14 protein-coding genes, 2 pseudogenes and 1 riboswitch are annotated in these 16,887 nt (G+C 61.7%); of the genes and pseudogenes, 4 read left to right on the top strand and 12 right to left on the bottom strand.

Annotated features, from left to right (window positions below; all coding sequences use genetic code 11):
- Positions 1-4 precede the first annotated feature (4 nt).
- The 8 genes from DDD63_RS04400 to DDD63_RS04365 form a co-directional block, all read right to left on the bottom strand.
- Positions 5-1,228 (bottom strand): NADP-dependent isocitrate dehydrogenase, encoded by a 1,224-nt coding sequence (locus DDD63_RS04400; RefSeq protein WP_108715349.1) that lies wholly within the window; start codon positions 1,226-1,228, stop codon positions 5-7.
- A 144-nt stretch (positions 1,229-1,372) separates the two neighbouring features.
- Entirely contained in the window at positions 1,373-2,665 is a 1,293-nt protein-coding gene (locus DDD63_RS04395; protein WP_108715348.1) for a hemolysin family protein, read from the bottom strand.
- A gap of 98 nt (positions 2,666-2,763) precedes the next feature.
- Positions 2,764-3,009 carry a DUF3017 domain-containing protein gene (locus tag DDD63_RS04390; protein WP_108715347.1) on the bottom strand — a complete coding sequence of 82 codons (246 nt, stop codon included), beginning with the start codon at positions 3,007-3,009 and terminating at the stop codon, positions 2,764-2,766.
- A gap of 419 nt (positions 3,010-3,428) precedes the next feature.
- Positions 3,429-5,015, bottom strand: a complete 1,587-nt coding sequence (purH, locus tag DDD63_RS04385; RefSeq protein ID WP_108715346.1) for a bifunctional phosphoribosylaminoimidazolecarboxamide formyltransferase/IMP cyclohydrolase — start codon at positions 5,013-5,015, stop codon at positions 3,429-3,431.
- Between the two features lie 18 nt (positions 5,016-5,033).
- A riboswitch (ZMP/ZTP riboswitch) is annotated at positions 5,034-5,115 on the bottom strand.
- 126 nt (positions 5,116-5,241) lie between these two features.
- Positions 5,242-5,874 (bottom strand): phosphoribosylglycinamide formyltransferase, encoded by a 633-nt coding sequence (gene purN, locus DDD63_RS04380; RefSeq protein WP_240611420.1) that lies wholly within the window; start codon positions 5,872-5,874, stop codon positions 5,242-5,244.
- Between the two features lie 79 nt (positions 5,875-5,953).
- On the bottom strand, positions 5,954-7,243 hold the full coding sequence (locus tag DDD63_RS04375; protein ID WP_108715345.1) for a DUF6350 family protein: 1,290 nt from the start codon (positions 7,241-7,243) through the stop codon (positions 5,954-5,956).
- Positions 7,244-7,387: 144 nt separating this feature from the next.
- A complete protein-coding gene (locus DDD63_RS04370) occupies positions 7,388-8,068 on the bottom strand; it encodes a response regulator transcription factor (protein WP_205647363.1) in 681 nt (226 codons plus the stop codon).
- A 59-nt stretch (positions 8,069-8,127) separates the two neighbouring features.
- Complete coding sequence (locus tag DDD63_RS04365; protein ID WP_125482435.1) at positions 8,128-8,790, bottom strand: ATP-binding protein; 663 nt, start codon at positions 8,788-8,790, stop codon at positions 8,128-8,130.
- Between the two features lie 241 nt (positions 8,791-9,031).
- Between DDD63_RS04365 and DDD63_RS04360 the strand changes: the two genes are divergently transcribed.
- The 4 genes from DDD63_RS04360 (at position 9,032) to DDD63_RS04345 (ending at position 11,399) form a co-directional block, all read left to right on the top strand.
- Positions 9,032-9,847, top strand: a complete 816-nt coding sequence (locus DDD63_RS04360; RefSeq protein ID WP_108716644.1) for an ATP-binding cassette domain-containing protein — start codon at positions 9,032-9,034, stop codon at positions 9,845-9,847.
- The gene (locus tag DDD63_RS04355; protein WP_108715343.1) at positions 9,844-10,188 is read left to right on the top strand and encodes a hypothetical protein; all 345 of its coding nucleotides are present in this window, start codon (positions 9,844-9,846) and stop codon (positions 10,186-10,188) included. Before DDD63_RS04360 ends, DDD63_RS04355 begins: the two co-directional genes overlap by 4 nt.
- Before the next feature lie 111 nt (positions 10,189-10,299).
- The gene (locus DDD63_RS04350; protein WP_108715342.1) at positions 10,300-10,656 is read left to right on the top strand and encodes a hypothetical protein; all 357 of its coding nucleotides are present in this window, start codon (positions 10,300-10,302) and stop codon (positions 10,654-10,656) included.
- Complete coding sequence (locus DDD63_RS04345; protein ID WP_108715341.1) at positions 10,653-11,399, top strand: hypothetical protein; 747 nt, start codon at positions 10,653-10,655, stop codon at positions 11,397-11,399. The genes DDD63_RS04350 and DDD63_RS04345 overlap by 4 nt, the downstream gene beginning before the upstream one ends.
- A 98-nt stretch (positions 11,400-11,497) precedes the next feature.
- Here the strand turns inward: DDD63_RS04345 and sucD are convergent, their stop codons facing one another.
- The 4 genes and pseudogenes from sucD to DDD63_RS04330 form a co-directional block, all read right to left on the bottom strand.
- Positions 11,498-12,418, bottom strand: coding sequence for a succinate--CoA ligase subunit alpha (sucD, locus tag DDD63_RS04340; protein ID WP_108715340.1), 921 nt, complete (start codon positions 12,416-12,418; stop codon positions 11,498-11,500).
- A 223-nt stretch (positions 12,419-12,641) separates the two neighbouring features.
- A pseudogene (gene sucC / locus DDD63_RS04335) lies at positions 12,642-13,795 on the bottom strand (ADP-forming succinate--CoA ligase subunit beta); the annotation flags it as partial.
- 338 nt (positions 13,796-14,133) lie between these two features.
- The gene (locus DDD63_RS13335) at positions 14,134-14,745 is read right to left on the bottom strand and encodes a 3'-5' exonuclease (RefSeq protein WP_346426244.1); all 612 of its coding nucleotides are present in this window, start codon (positions 14,743-14,745) and stop codon (positions 14,134-14,136) included.
- Positions 14,719-16,535, bottom strand: a pseudogene (locus DDD63_RS04330) (UvrD-helicase domain-containing protein); the annotation flags it as partial. The gene DDD63_RS13335 and the pseudogene DDD63_RS04330, both read right to left, overlap by 27 nt.
- Positions 16,536-16,887: the final 352 nt, after the last annotated feature.

Raw genomic sequence — 16,887 nt, 5'->3', positions numbered from 1 at the left:
TGCGTCAGTTGATATTGATGCGTGCGCGTAGGTTCGTATCGAGCACATCCATGAACTCTTCGGTAGTGAGCCATTCCTGCTCGGCGCCGATAAGCAGCGCGAGATCCTTGGTCATCTTGCCGCTTTCGACGGTTTGTACAATAACGTCTTCCAGTGTGGTGGCGAAGCCGGTGACCTCCGGTGTGCCGTCGAGAACGCCGCGATGCTTCAGTCCGCCTGTCCACGCGTAGATCGAGGCGATCGGGTTGGTAGAGGTCGGCTGCCCTTGCTGGTGTAGGCGGTAGTGGCGGGTCACCGTGCCATGCGCGGCTTCGGCTTCCACCGTCTGACCGTCCGGGGTCATAAGAACGGATGTCATCAGCCCGAGCGAGCCGAAGCCCTGTGCGACGATATCGGATTCGACGTCGCCGTCGTAGTTCTTACATGCCCACAGGTAGCCGCCCTCCCACTTCAAGGCTGAAGCCACCATATCGTCGATGAGTCGATGCTCATAGGTAAGGCCCGCGGCGTCGAAACGCTCCTTGTACTCGGTGGCGAACACCTCGGCGAAGATGTCCTTGAAGGCGCCGTCGTACGCCTTGAGTATGGTGTTCTTCGTCGAGAGATAGACGGGATAGTTGCGCTGCAGCGCGTAGTTGAAGGAGGCGCGAGCGAAGTCGCGGATGGACTCATTAAAGTTGTACATCCCCATGGCGATGCCGCCACCTTCTGGCATTCGGCACACCTCCATCTCAATGGGCTCGCCACCGTTGTCGGGAACGTAGGAGATGGTTACGGTGCCGACGCCGGGCACCTTGAAGTCTGCGGCCTTGTACTGGTCGGCATGGGCATGGCGGCCGATGACAATCGGCTTCTTCCAGTGCGGCACAAGGCGCGGCACATTCGACATGATAATGGGCTCGCGGAACACGACTCCGCCGAGGATGTTGCGGATCGTGCCATTCGGGCTTTTCCACATCTTCTTCAGCCCGAACTCCTCCACCCGCGCCTCGTCCGGGGTGATGGTGGCGCATTTGACGCCAACATGATGCTCGGCAATGGCGTGGGCGGCGTCGACGGTCACCTGGTCGTCGGTGGCGTCACGGTTCTGAATGGAAAGATCGTAGCGGCGCAGATCGACATCAAGGTAAGGAAGGATAAGCCGCTCCCGGATATCCTGCCAGATGACCCGCGTCATCTCGTCGCCTTCTAGTTCAGCGACGGGACCTGCAACTTTGATCTTTGTCATTGCGTTCTTTCCCTTCTGAATAGTTCTCGCCACCGAGAAGACTACTTGATTCCGGGAGTCGCCGCCTTTTCGTCTCCCGTCGGCCATGACCGTTGCCCGTCTCTCCCGCACTGCGGCACCGTCCGGCACCGCAGTGCCGGTCGATCAGTCCTCCTCCGCCTCCTCTGGCTCCCGCTCGGTCACGCTTACCCGCGCAATGCGTCGTCCCTCCATGCGTGTCACCGTTAGTTGAAGATCGTTCCATGTCACCCGGTCCCCAACTTTCGGCATATGCCCGAGCTGGGCAACGATAAACCCGGCGAGAGTGTCGAAAGGCCCATCCGGCAACTCGCGTCCGAGCGCCTTCAATACCTCCGCTCTGCCAGCCAGTCCGTCGATGAGTTCCGTATCACCACGGCGCACGACGACGGGCGATTCTTTGTCGTACTCGTCGTTGATCTCACCAACGAATTCCTCCACCACGTCTTCCAGGGTGATAATCCCGTCAGTTCCACCGTATTCGTCGACCACAACGGCGAGATGCGCGTGTTTGGCGCGCATCTCAGTCAAGGCATCCAACACTGGTTTTCCGGTGGGGAAAAAGAGAATTTCACGAACGAGGTCGCCAACCGTTTTGACGTGGCTCGCCGGGTGGATGAGATCTCGGATGTGGATAAAGCCGAGCACGTCGTCGTCGGATGTTCCCTGGCGTACCGGATAGCGCGAATGCTCGAGGCTTGAAACCTCAAGCTGCGCTTGTTCAATCGGCATATCAGAGGAGAAGAAGTCCACCTCGGTACGTGGCGTCATGATTTCTTCCACCGTGCGGTCCCCCACGGAAAGCATGTCAACAACCATTTCACGTTCTTCCTCGCCGATGGTTTCTTGGCTGGCGACGAAGGCGCGTAGTTCGCGCACGCCCATTGCCTCCTTCTGGGTTTTCGGATTGCGCCCGAGCAGGCGCAACACCACATTGGTGGAGGCACCGAGGAACCAGATAACCGGGCGCAGCAAGGCGGTGATGGCCGCAAGCGGTCGGGCGGCGACCAGCGCAATGGATTCAGCCGATTGCAGAGCAATACGCTTCGGCGTCAATTCCCCGAAGACGATGGAGAGGTAGGCGATAGCAATCGTGATTAGAACGAAGGAGAGTGTGGACGCGCCCGTGCTGCTCATCCCGGCCCTTTGAAACAGGGGCGCGACTTCCGGCGCGATTTGTGAAGCACCGAAGGAAGCTGAGAAGAACCCGGCGACGGTGACGCCGACCTGCACCGCAGAGAGGAAGCGGTTCGAGTCCGCGGTGAGTCGCTGAACGGTGGCACCCGCGGCACCTTTCTTCGCCATCTCGTCGATTTGGGTCTGGCGCAGCGAGACGAGTGCCATTTCCGAGGCGGAGAACAGCCCGCCAATCAATGTGAAGAGCAGGACGAACAAGACATTTTTCAGGAGTGGGTCCACGTGCCTATTGTCCCTGCCAAACCCCTTGCGCCCAAATACGCTTTATCCCCTCCATACCCTTGCGCTCAAATGCGCTCGGCGCAGAAGGCGTGACAGAGTTAGAACACCTGCGGCGTATTAGCCCACTGAGAAAGAAAAAGCAGCATCCCGGCGGTGAGCATGTAAATGGTGACATCGAAAACGCGACCGCGTACATGCGGAAGCACCCCGCCCGGCAGGGTGGCACGCAGCAAGGCAAAGACGACGAAGCTGGCTGCCATGGCAGTGACGGCGAAGCGCGGTGTCCACACGAAGGCAGTCACGCAGATCCCAATGGTCCACACCACCAGCAAGATGTATGCCAAGGGGAAACCCGTTCGCCTCTCATGCTCTTTACTTTAGCGCCTGTTCGCTAACACCGCGTGTATGGGGGTGTCGGCAGTGCTGATACGCCAACGACACGGTTCATCGGGGCATGACCGATCTCGCAAGGGTATTGGACGGTGTTGGACGAAGTCCTGCTGGGCGCCGTCGTGCAACATCCCCGACATCCGCTCCTTACTCCGGGTTTTCCACAATCCTCCGCGAAAAACACGGAACTTGGGCGAGAGCCCGGAGAAGTCAGAGGCGCACAGGCATGGTGAGGAACGAACCCACTCAACCCGCAGGTTCAACCGACGCCCAGTTCATGCACGGACCCAACAGGCACCCGGTCAACCGGCAAGCCCAGCCCACACCCGCTCAACCCCGGTTCCAACCGGCCGGACCACGGCGCCCGGGCATATCAGTGCAGGAAGTGCCGACACCCGGTCAGATACATCGTCACGCCCGCCTCCTGCGCGGCGGCAATGACTTCCTCATCGCGAATGGATCCACCCGGCTGCACGACGGCGCGCACCCCGGCCTCCGTTAGGATACGCAGACCGTCAGCAAACGGGAAGAACGCATCCGATGCCGCAACCGATCCGCGCGCCCTTTCGGGCACGGTCTCCTGCCCCGCCGCCCCATCGACCCGCCCGAGCGTGTTAGCGCGCTCGACGGCCAGTCGGCAGGAATCGACCCGATTGACCTGGCCCATTCCCACGCCCACGGTGGCCCCGTCGCGTGCCAGCAAGATGGCATTCGACTTCACTGCCCTGATGGCGCGCCAAGCGAACTCCAGGTCGCGCAGTGCCGCCTCATCGGCGGCCTGCCCGGCCACAAGAGTCCAGTTGCGCGGGTCATCACCGGGTGCGTCAAGAGCATCGCGTTCTTGAACCAGCAGCCCGCCAGAAATCGGCTTGAGATCGAATCTTTCGCTTGCTGGCCCATCCACACGCAAGATACGCAGGTTCTTCTTGCTACGCAGCAGTTCTAACGCCTCCGGGGTGTAGCCGGGGGCGGTGATGACTTCCGTGAAGATCGGCTTAACTTGCTGCGCCATCTCCACGGTTACCTCCCGGTTGGCAGCAATCACGCCGCCGTATGCGGAGACCGGATCGCAGGCATGCGCCTTGCGATGCGCCTCAGCGATATCGCGACCGATGGCCACTCCACAGGGGTTGGTGTGTTTGATGACGGCAACGCATGCCTCGTCATGGTCGTAAGCGGCGCGAAGTGCTGCGTCCGCATCCTGGTAGTTGTTGTAGCTCATCGCCTTGCCGCCGAGCTGTGTGGCACCGGCGAGCCCGGAGCTGCCCCTTTCCGCCACGTACCAACCGGCTCTCTGATGCGGGTTCTCGCCGTATCGCAGCGGTAGAGCTTCGTGCCAGGCTCCGCTGACGAAAGTGGGGTGGTCGCCCCCGAGCAGAGTTTCGCTCATCCATTCGGCGACGGCGGCATCATAGGCGGCGGTGTGGGCGAAGGCCTCAGATGCGAGCTGGCGGCGTTCTTCAGCGGTGAAGCCTCCGGCTTGTGCTGCTGCCGCTACCTCGGGATAGCGTAACGGCTTGACGACGACGGCGACGTTGGCGTGATTCTTTGCTGCCGCCCGTACCATCGCTGGGCCGCCGATGTCGATTTTCTCGATACACTCGTCAATACCCGCTCCCGCAGCAACGGTCTCCTGGAACGGGTACAGGTTGACCACAACGAGGTCGAAAGGTGTTAGTCCCAGTTCTTCCAGCTGATCGCGATGCGCCGGGAGGCGTGGATCGGCGAGAATTCCACCGTGGATGCGCGGGTGCAGTGTTTTGACGCGGCCGTCAAAACACTCCGGGAATCCTGTGACCTGATCGACTGCCGTCACCGGCACCCCGGCGGCAGCGATGGTATCGGCGGTTGAGCCTGTGGAGACGATTTCACAGCCACTGCGGTGAAGGGCCGTGGCCAATTCAGCGATGCCGTTCTTCTCGTAAACGGAAATAAGTGCTCGTGTCAAGGGGGTTCGCATTCCTGCCTCTTTCAATCTTTGGAATGCCCAGGCGCGCGGCTTGTGCGGCGGGTCACTCCCCGGTGGTGACCCACCTTCAACGCCAGTCGCGACCGGCATCAGTCTAGCGTGGGGCACGGCGCGCTCGCCTCGGCGGTCATCGCCTGAGACCACGCCAGCCCGGCGGCGCCGTGCAAAGCTGGGTGATCCGCCCGCCTTCGCCGCTCACGGCCCGGCGTCCCTTGCTTCAGGTGAGAACGTCGGCGTGCCTTCCCTCGATCCACCAACCGCGGCGGGCCATCGCTCCCACGGTTTCCACCAGTTGCGTCCGCTCTACACCCTTGATCCGCTCCAGCAACGAATCCGCGTCGTCGTCCTCTCGCACCGGGCAGGCGATCTGCGCCAGAATCGGGCCGGTATCCACACCTGGATCGACGACGAACAATGTTGCGCCCGTGATCTTGACGCCGTAATCGAGGGCGTCGGCCGGACCGTGCACACCCGGGAACGAAGGCAGGAGCGCGTTGTGGGTATTGATGACTCGCCCAGGAAAGGCCGCCAGGAAGTCTGCGCTGAGGAGTTTGAGGAATCCGGCTAGTACGACGATGTCGGGCGTATAGGCGGCGACGTCGTCTCGCAGAGCAATGTTCCAGTCGTCGCGCGTGGCGTAGTCCGGCAGTCTGCGCACGAAAGTCGGTATTCCGGCCTCTTGTGCAATTTCTAGACCGCGGATATTCTCCCGGTCTGCGCCGACGGCGACGACGTGGGCGCCGTAGCTGCCGTTTTCACACGCGCGTAACAGTGCTTCCAAATTGGAGCCCGTTCCCGAGACCAAGACGACGATTCGGGCGGGGGCTGTTGGGCGGATTTCGGTCCTCACGGCATGAGCCTACCGCGCTTGGGCAGTGACACGCGCGGATGCCCAAGCAACGCAGATGCGCCATCGGCACAGACTCCGTTTAGCCCGGAGAGACCGCTCGCAGCGGTGGCGCCGCATCCTGCGCCGCTCCCCCTTTACTCACCCCACCTTCATCCTGGCCGGTTGCGATCTGCTCCGCCCAGGCGCCTTCTTCCTCGGTTTGCCGCTCTTGCTCAGCTTGCCGCTCTTCCTTCCGCTGTGCCGCGGCCTGCGCACGGCTCGCCCGGAGATCGGAGAGGTGCTGGCGAAGCTGCGCATTGCGTATCGTAAGCCCGAGTAGCAGCCCCCCACCGGCTTCCAGTGCAATGATCGCGCCGAACATCGGCGGAGTCACGCCCATCTCCTGCATGCGCTGCGGTCCGATGCTTCCGCTGGCAAGCACACCGGCAAGGGCAACAGTACACAGGATGATTGCCACGGCAACCCCGCCGTCGGTGACCAAGTCGCGCCAGGTCGCGCAGCTTCCGGCGCGCCACAGTCCTATCCCGAGGCCGATCAGAATCAGGCATGGGATAAGCCACGGCAGCCGGACGTCCAGAGTCGGTAATGCGCCCAGCAGCGGAATTGCGGGCAATGGCTCCGATGCACTTCCGAGGCTGGAAAAACTCGCCCCGCTGCCTACGGCGAAGCCAACGCCGCATGCATAAGCGAGTGACCAGATGGAGATCGTGGGAAGGTAGAACAGTTGCGCCAGGGTAAGAAATACCACCCCTACCGGGCTGAGCGCGTAGTATCCGTAGATGTCCGCAATCCGTGCGGATCCTGCGACGAGTGCCACCACGGCGAGAATAAGTGATGCCGCCGAGAGCAATGCCAGTACCGGCCAGGCCAGCCGCCAGGCTCGGCGTACCAACTCCCACCCCCAGCCGGCAGGCGGAGACTGCCGCCACCAAGTCACCAGCGCTGCCGCACCGGTCACCACAGCAGCGCCGAGCGCACCGATCCATAGATGGGAGTCACGTGCGGTGGCGCCAAGCACTGCGGCAACAATCGCTCCGCTGGCCGCACAGGTTGCGGCTTCTCCCCACCCGAAAACACCGGCAGAACGAGCGAAACGGAAACATAGCCACACGATGAGAAGCGTTAATCCAAGCGGGAAAAGGCTGATATGCGTGCCGGCTACATCCATTGGCGCGCCTAGGCTCATGAGCCAAAGCGACGATCCCAAGCGGGCTGCGTCCTGCCACTGCGTCTCACCCAAAAGCGGTGAGGAGGCGGAGACCGTGTACACGAGAATCGCCAGCGCAACAACACCCACCCAACTGAGCACAAGCGGCTGCAGGGCCGCAAGAGCTGCGGCGAGGTAATGCTGGCGTGTTTCGGTACTCATCGTCACTATCGTTCCCTCTTCAGGGAGCTATCGCACGCTAGACACGCGGTGTGTCTCTCACCGTCCTACCCGCGATCAGCCAGCGGCGACTCAGCGCCGCTGTATCGCAGAGCGCTGCGTGCCATACCCGACTGCCATGACTGACTATCCGACGAGTCCACCTTCGTATGCCATGATCACCAACTGCGCCCGGTCACGCGCTCCCAGGCGTTCAAGCAGGGCACTCATATGGGTTTTCATCGTGGCATGGCTGATATGCAGAGTCTCCTCGATCTCCTGGTTCGAAAGACCGCGCGCCACAAGCCGAAGCACCTCGGTCTGCCGCGGGGTCAACGCGGCGAGCTTAGCCGTACCCACGGCTTCCGGTACGAATCTTTCGATTAGCAGATGCAACGCGGACGGGGAGAGGAGTCGCTGTCCGTCGTGTACGGTACGCACTGCCTGCACAACAGCTGTGGGTGTTGTGTCCTTCAAAAGGAACCCGGCCGCTCCCGCCCGCAACGCCTGATAGACGTAGTCCTCCAACTCGAACATAGTCAGGATAATGACTCGGGTCTCCCGCAGACTAGGATCCTGCGCAATCGCCGCTGTAGCTGCTATGCCGTCCAGACGTGGCATGCGGATATCCATAAGCACAATATCCGGCGCGTGCCGAGTGACGATATCCGCTGCCTCCACGCCATCTGCAGCCTCGCCCACCACTCGAATATGTGAATCAGCGTTCAGAAGGGTCACAAGCGAAGCTCGCAGAAGTTCCTGGTCCTCGGCAATCACCACTGATATTTCCACCGGCATTACACCTTTGCTTGTCACAGTCTCACTCATCACGGGTTCGCTCCTCACAGGTCTGTCTATCACGGGTCTGCTTCTCGCAGGCTCACTCATCACGAGGCCTCCATCGCCACCGGATCGGGAATACGCGCCCACACCGTAAGTCCACTCTGCTCCCGCTGGGTCAGGAAGTCACCACCCAGTGCCTCCACCCGCTCAGCGAGGCCGCGAAGCCCGTGGCCACCGGGCAGTGGCTCGCCCTCAGCACGCCAGGGGCTATCGTCACGTCTTGCACCGTGACCACCGCGTAGTGCCTCGTCCCTTGTGGAACGTTGTGCGAACCGGAAGTCCCGGCTGACAGCACCACACTCCTCATGCTCCTCGCATACCGCACCGCGCCGCACGTCCTCTTCGCCGACGGACTCCCCTGCCTCGCGGTGAGCAGTCGACCGCTGGCCGCCGTCGTCGTGCACTGTAACGGTAATGAATCCTTCCTCCTGCCGCAGTCGCACATCCACCGAAGCTGGGCCAACATGCCGCGCGACATTGCCGAGGGCTTCCTGCACAATCCGATACACCGCCACGGAAACGCCGTCCGAATGCGCATGAACGCCTTCACCGCTGAAGGTCACGCGCAGTCCAGCCTGGCGGGCGCCGGAGACGAGCTCGCTGATGCGTTCGATGCCGGGAAGCGGTGCGAGCGGTGTCTCATCCCCGCGCAATACATGCACCATGCGCCGCATTTCCAGCGTCGTCGCCCGACTAGCCGCCTCCACGTCGGCCAGTGCCGTGACGAGCGCGGCCGGATCGCCAGCACAACAACAGCACCGAGCATGCTACGCGAAGAAGGACGACGCATACTGCGCGAAGATGGACCACGGGTCATACATGCACCCTACCCGCCACGCCAGCGGGCGTGTATCAGCCCTAGGGCTGATACCTCTGAGCTGATGGATAGCCGGAATTTCGGATCAGCGGCCGATGTCGCGCGGGTCCGCGCCCGGCGAAGATAACCGCATGAGCAATACAGATGGCCCAAGCGGCAGCGCCGATGCGCGCCCAGATACAGCAAACTCGCGCCCAGATACGCTAGAAACCGCAGATACGCGCGCGGAAGAGCCACGCTCCGCCACAATCGCAATCAGCCACCTCAGCAAAACATTTGGCCGCCGCTCCGTGCTACGCGATATCAGTTTTTCCGCCCAGCCTGGCCGGGTGACGGGCTTCGTGGGTCCTAACGGCGCCGGCAAGTCAACAACGCTGCGTATCTTGCTCGGGCTCGAACGCGCAGATCGAGGCCAGGCAACTATTCTGGGAAGGCCGTATCGCCAGCTGCACGCACCGGCACATACGGTGGGCGCGATGTTGGACGGTAGCGGAGCACATCCGTCACGAACGGCACGTGGTCATCTCGCCTGGATTGCAGCCGCCGGTGGAATTCCCCGCTCCCGCATCGCCGAGTGCCTAGAGGAAACCGGACTGACCGGAGCGGCCCGGCAGCGAACCCGGGAGTTCTCGCTCGGCATGGGCCAACGCTTGGGGATTGCCTCAGCTCTCATAGGTGATCCGGACATTCTCATCCTCGACGAGCCGGTTAACGGCCTTGACCCGGAAGGCATTCGCTGGATACGCAACCTTCTGCGACGGCGAGCCGACGCCGGTGGCACTGTGTTGCTTTCCAGTCACCTCATGGGCGAACTCGCCGAGATCGCCGACGACGTCGTCGTCATCTCTGCCGGACAAATCGTTGCCGCAGGTCCTCTCGCCGAGGTTACGGCCGGTTACCGCAACCTCGAAGAGGCTTTCTTCACTCTCACCGGCGGTGCGCAATGACGATTGTACGAACACTGCATGCCGAGGCCCGCAAGTTGCTGACACTGCCCGCGGCCTGGGTGGCGACGGCGCTGACCGTCGCGGTACCCGCGCTTCTGACATGGGTGAATGCTAATACCGTCCGCCGCGCCTTGGAGACGGAGAACGTTGACAATTTGGTATCCACATCGACGGCCGATCTGGGCCTCACCGAGCTGTTCATTGGCGCAATCGGCCCGATTATTGCCGGCGTCGTCATTATGTCCAGTGAATACACGCGCACCGCGCAGACGCTCGGACACACTCGCCAGATCTCCACCACCATGGTGGCAATCCCCCGCCGCTACCTTCTACTGACCTGAAAAATCACCGTTCTGGCCGCGTGGCTCGCCGCGCTGGCAGCTGTGGTGATACCTGCAGTTCTCGCGTTGTCACGGCACCTGCTCGGACCCTACGCCGAGGAAGTAGACGCCATGTCTACTCGCATACTTGGAGTTCTTGCTTATTGGGCCGTGCTGGCGTTGATCGCCTTCACACTCACGGTGCTACTACGCAGTGGCGTTATTCCACTTGCGCTGCTACTAGTCAACAGCTCCCTCGTCTCTTTGAGCCTCCTCCTGGCAAATCTGACCGACGCCGTCCGTTTCCTCCCGGATCTTCTGGCACGTTCGATTGTGTTTTCCGGCGAACAGTTTCGAGATCTCGATAATGGCCTGCCCATAGCAGATCTGCACCCCCTCGATCCTGCCACCGCCTGGACGGCCATAGGAGTATGGGCGGCGGTTTCCCTGGTCTCCGCCTTGATCTGCTTCGGAAGGAGAGACGCGTGAGCGGTCGATTGAGCCCCACGACGACGCCCGGAAAAACGCCTGTGACCGGGTCTTTGCGCCGCTCCTTGCAGGCGGAAGCGGTGAAAGTATCCACCCTGCCCTCGCTGTGGTTGGCCGCGCTTGCCACAGTTGCCCTCGAAAGCATAGTCGCCAAAGCATTGGATGGCACTAACTCCGGCGTGAGCGATGCCCAAGTTCTACACTCCGCCACCGCGTACGCGCTTATCGGCATAATCGTTCTCGCTGTGCTAGCCGGGACTAGCGAGTTTGCCGGGCACCAGGTTGAGGGCAGCCTTCTTGCCGTGCCACGGCGTACTCCCTTCATAGCCACGAAGATAGCAGTTTTCAGCGGAGGCTTCCTCGCTACTGCGCTCCTCGCCAGTTTCGCCGAGGTTCTTGCCTTGACCCCCGGAGAGCTCGCACTGTGGCGTACCGGCTTAGCGTGTGCTGTATTCCTGACGACGATGGCTATGTTCTGCGCGGGTGTCGCCTTCTTTGTGCGCGACGTCGTCGCCGCGCTCGCGATCTGCCTCGTGGGCCTGCTCGTTTTGCCACTTGTACTGCGCTCCTTACCAGGAAGCGAGTGGCTGCCAAGCGAACTGGGTCAGCACCTTGTTGATCTCGCCTTGCGGACGGCGAGCAGTGGGCCCCACCCGCTCGCCGCCGCTGCGGCACTACTGGCGTGGGTGGCCACCGCGTGGGTGCTGGGGATCGCTCGACTTCTCAACGGGCCGCTCCGCTAGTGGCTCCGCCGCTACCGCACACATCAGGCAATACCACTCGGGACCGAAAACCGCGCTCCCATACGGGACAACGCGCGAGGTTCACGGCATAAGGCCCGTCAGGAGTGAAGAAGCTCCCGCACCACACGCGCCGCCTCGCTTGGGGTATGTCCCACGTGAGCGCCCGCGGCCTCCAATGCGCGCTTCTTGCTCTCAGCTGTACCCGTCTTACCAGACACGATGGCGCCGGCATGCCCCATCGTTTTGCCCTCGGGAGCGGTGACTCCGGCAACATAGGCAACAACGGGCTTGGTGACGTGCTCTTTGATGAACGACGCCGCCTGCTCCTCGGCGTCGCCGCCGATCTCGCCGATCATGAGGATGAGTTTCGTCGCCGGATCCTCCTCGAATGCAGCCAGCGTATTGATGAACGTCGTCCCTATCACCGGGTCTCCGCCAATGCCGATACACGTGGAGAACCCGAGATCGGAGAGTTCATCCATCATCTGATAGGTCAGTGTTCCCGACCTGGAGACAAGGCCGACGGGACCGGCTCTCGTGATATCGGCCGGGATTATCCCGGCATTGCTGGAACCAGGAGTGATAATGCCCGGGCAGTTCGGGCCAATAACAGTCGTGCCGCACGCTCGCGCGTAGGCGATGAACTCGACACTGTCCGCTACAGGAACGCCGTCGGTTATAACCACGACGAGTCGAATACCGGCCGCAACCGCTTCCATAACGGCCCTCTTGGTTGCAGGCGGAGGAACGAAGACGACGGACACATCCGCCTCGGTTATTGCCCGCGCTTCACCCACGGTGCCGTATACGGGTACGGTCATACTCCCGGGATATACATGACTGGGTGCTCCCGAACACGGTCGCACCTCGAAGTCCACCGTTTTACCTGCCTTGCGTGGATTCACCCCGCCGACAATCCGTGTTCCAGATGCCAGCATACGGCGAGTGTGCTGCATTCCTTGCGAGCCGGTCATCCCCTGCACGATAACCTTCGAATTTGCGTTGAGAAGTATTGCCATCTGATGCCCCTTTTAATCTTGTCCAGCCCGGTTGCTATCCGAGAATCCGGGAGTGATTGCTCCGTTGGCTACCGCTTGCGCGTCGCCTGGTGCACGCATGTCACTCATCTGCTGCCTGCGCATTTCCCGACGCCCCTGCGCCACCCGTTGCCTGCACGTTGGCTGGCCGACGGGTCGCACCCGTTATCTCTGCGCGGTGCGTCAAAGCATTCTTTTCCAGTTCCCGCTGTGCAAGCGCAACGGCTTGTTTCGCTCCGTCGTCCATCGCATCTGCCGCGGTGATATTCGCCTGCCCAGATTCTCGTAGGATTCGGCGTCCTGCAGCTACAGCGTTACCCGCCAAACGAACGACAACCGGCTTATTTGCAGCGTCCCCCAGCAAGTCCAATGCGGAAACAATTCCCGCAGCCACCTCATCGCAGGCCGTAATACCACCAAAGACATTGACAAAAACCGACTGCACGGAGGGGTCTGCGAGGATGATCTCGAGTCCATCGCGCATCACTGCGGCAGATGCTCCTCCCCCGATGTCGAGGAAGTTGGCCGGGGCGATACCGGAGTGTTTTCCGGCATGGGCCACGGCGTCGAGAGTGGCCATAACGAGCCCAGCACCGTTCCCGACCACGCCCACGCTACCCTGCAGCCTGACGTAGTGCAGGCCGCAGGCCGCGGCATGTTTCTCAAAGGGGTCCCTTGGCGCGTTGTCAGTCAGAGCTTCCCACTCCGGATGCCGGAAGCGGGCATTGTCATCCAAAGTCATCTTGGCGTCGAGCGCCATGATCTCGCCGTCCGCCAGTACGGCTAACGGATTGACTTCGACCAGTGTCGCGTCTTCGTCTAGCAAAGCTCGCCAGAGATTCACGAGAATCGGGATGACTTTCTTAGCCACTCCACCAGGCAGCCCAGCGCGTGCGGTAATATCGCGCGCCACCGCCTCGGTGATGCCAATGTGTAGGTCGATATCCTGGCGAATCATGCCGTGTTGCGTGCTCGCAAGGCGTTCCACATCCACCCCGCCTGCGGCGGAGCAGAGCGCCACATAGCCACGGGTAGCACGATCAAGCATAATCGCAACATAGTATTCGGTAGCCACCCGTTCGGCTTTCGCAACAAGGAGACGGGATACCGGATGATCGTTAATGCTCTGGCCGAGCATTGCGTTGGCCGCAGCCGCAGCATCTTGGCAACCGTTGACCACTCTGATCCCGCCTGCTTTGCCGCGTCCGCCGGTTTTCACCTGTGCCTTGATGACAACCGGCGTTCCAAGTAGCTGTGTCGCCTCGGCCGCTTCCTCTGGGTATCGGCCAGAAGAGCAGGAGGCACCGGTATACCATGAGCTTCAAAGATCGCTCGCGCCTGGTACTCGTAGAGATCCACCCCATGTCCTTTCGTCTGAACCTACAGTTAGGTTACCGGCTAAGTAAGGAGGAGGGAACCGGGTTCACCCGGCGCATAAGCCGCCGCTTTGTCCCGGATTCTTTCAGGGTCACGCGGTAAGAGATGTCGATTTACCCTCCCTTAGCACCGAAGTGCGGGACGCTCAGCCGTGGGAAGTACACGCGGCGTATCCGTTGCCGCAGTGCTCACTATCCCCGCAAAGGCCTGTGACTATTACGGCGACGACCTCGACCGTTATCAATGAGCTTGCTCTCTGGGCACACAGATGTGCACAGCACGTACCGTGACTGGTGTCAGGTTGGTCTGTCCCCGTCCAATTAGATCTTCTCCAGCGGAGCGAAACGCAGCATGAGCCGCTTTGTTGCACCGGAGCGGAAGTTTACCTTGGCGACGGTTGACTTTCCGCTGCCTTCGAATGACACGATCCGGCCGGCGCCAAAGCTCTTATGCCGTACGTCATCACCAACAGCCAGACCATGCGTGTCGGCGCCACCGCTTCCAGCGCTGCTTCCTGCAGAGTCCTCGGCATCCGGGCCGTCCGCCAACACCGCCGTACCCGCCTTCTCCGTGCTTGCCTCACGTAGGCCGAGTTTGCCCGGCACAAATCCTTTCCCCGCACCGAATACGGGACCGTCGTCGTCGAAACGCGATTCGTAACTGGCACCGCCACTCCCACGGCGCCCGTAGTTTTCACCCCAGGTATCCGCGCCTCGCCACGACGAGCGAAGAATGTCCTGACTGGACTGCTCACGCCGCCAGTCCACCAGCTCCGGCGGAATCTCCTCCAGGAAGCGCGACGGCGGGAACTCCTGCGGAGCACCCCAGGCCGCTCGCGTAGCCGCGCGGGTCAGATATAGGCGCTGCCGTGCACGCGTGAGTGCCACATATGCCAGGCGCCGCTCCTCGGCAAGCTCCGCTGGGTCATCCATGGAGCGCATGTGCGGGAATGTACCATCCTCCAGACCGGTCACAAACACCGCCGGGAACTCCAGCCCTTTCGCCGTATGCACGGTCATCAGTGTCGTTTCACCCTCGCCGTACTCCCCGTCCGCCAACTGGTCCGAATCAGATACCAAGGAGATCTGGTCCAGCCACTGCTCCAGGGTCCCCTCCGGGTCGGCGGTCCGAAACTCCGCGGCAACCGAATGTAACTCCGCCAGGTTCTCCAGGCGTGACTCATCCTGCGGATCATCGGAGGACCGCAGCATTTTCAGATACCCCGCCTCATCCAGGACTTCGTCGAGGATATCGGCAGGCGCCTCCCCCTCCGCAGCCATCGCGCGTCCCTTTTCAAGCACGGCCACGAAATTGCTAATCGACGAGCGCGCGCGTGCGGTCAGACCGGAAACCACGCCCCGGGCATCCGGGTGGGCAACATCTTCCAGCGCGGCTCCGAACGAGATACCGAAACGCGCCGCGTGAGAGGCAACGGCCTCCTCGGCCCGATCACCAAGTCCACGTTTGGGCATATTGAGAACCCGCCGCAGGGAAACGGTGTCATCCGGGTTAACCACGGCATGTAGATAGGCCAACGCGTCCTTAATCTCACGCCGCTCATAAAAGCGCGTTCCGCCGATCACCCGGTACGGAATGCCCGAGCGCACGAACATCTCCTCAACGGCACGCGCCTGCGCATTGGTTCGGTAGAACACCGCTACGTCTCCGTAGCGGTAGCCAGCGGTCTCCCGCAGGCGATCAATCTCTTCGACGACGAAATTCGCCTCGTCGGCTTCCGAGTCGGCCACATAACCGACCAACTTCTCACCGTCACCCTGATCGGTCCACAGATTCTTAGCACGTCGGTGCTGGTTATGGGAGATCACCGCATTGGCCGCCGAGAGAATCGACTGTGTGGAGCGATAGTTCTGCTCAAGCAGGATCGTCGTCGCGCGAGGAAAATCGTCCTCGAAATCCTCGATATTGCGGATCGTGGCACCGCGGAAGGCGTAGATCGACTGGTCGGCGTCGCCAACCACGGTCAGTTCGCCGTGCACAGGGTCATCCTCGGTACCGGTCAAGGTACGGATAAGAACGTACTGGGCGTGATTGGTGTCCTGATACTCGTCCACGAGGATATGCCGGAAACGACGCCGATAATGCTCGGCCAGGTCCGGGCGAGTCTGGAGTAGTTCCACCGTGGACATGATGAGATCGTCAAAGTCCATGGCGTTGGCTTGTCTAAGCCGCTGCTGATAGCCGGCATACGCCTGCGCAAGCACTTGACCGGCCTGATCGCTGGCACGGTCCGCCGCCTGTTGCGGGGTGGTGAGCTCATTTTTCAGATCTGAGACCTGGCGTGCGAGCTTTTTCGGGGGAAAAGCGCGATGATCAATGCCTTCTTCTCGGCACACCATATTCATGAGCCGCTGTGAATCGGCAGCGTCGTAGATGGTGAAGGTGGAGCGCATGCCGAGTGCGGCGTGTTCCGCTCGCAGGATCCGCACGCATGCAGAATGGAAGGTCGAAATCCACATGGCACGCGAAAGGCCCCGAGCATAGTCTCCAAACGTTCCCGCATCTCCTTGGCCGCCTTGTTGGTGAAGGTGATGGCGAGCACCTGACCGGGTAGTGCGCGGCCGGAGGCAATGAGGTAGGCAATGCGCGAAGTGAGAACGCGTGTTTTCCCCGATCCGGCTCCGGCGACGACGAGCAGCGGACCACCCGCGTGTTCAACGGCCTCCCGCTGGCGCGGATTCAAACCGGAGAGGATTCCCGCCATACGTGCCCTCGCCGCCGGGGAAATAGCCGCACCTGCCGCAGAGGTGGAGCCTTCCGCCGGGGCGCTCGGAGCCTCCGCCGCGCCATTGGCGGTTATCCCCGAAGAGGCAGAAGATGGTGACGTGTCACCATCGGTGCCGACAGCGAGCGGATCGTCGCCGTCAGACCCGGCCTGATAGCGGGCGATGCGCGCCCGCAGGCGCTCCATCGAATCCAAGTAGGCGTCACGTGATGCAGAATTAGTCGAGCTCATACAGGAACAAGCCTACGCCACCCGCGCCTCCCGTCCTCATTTCCCACACGAGATCTCCGGTGGCTGTGCTGAGTGCGGCTACCGCTCCCCTGCTCCTCTC

It is taken from the genome of Actinobaculum sp. 313 (assembly GCF_003073475.1).
In the GTDB taxonomy this organism is placed as follows: Bacteria; Actinomycetota; Actinomycetes; order Actinomycetales; family Actinomycetaceae; genus Asp313.
The sequence above is the reverse complement of the archived record's forward strand: the minus strand, read 5'-3'. Positions and strand labels throughout refer to the sequence as shown.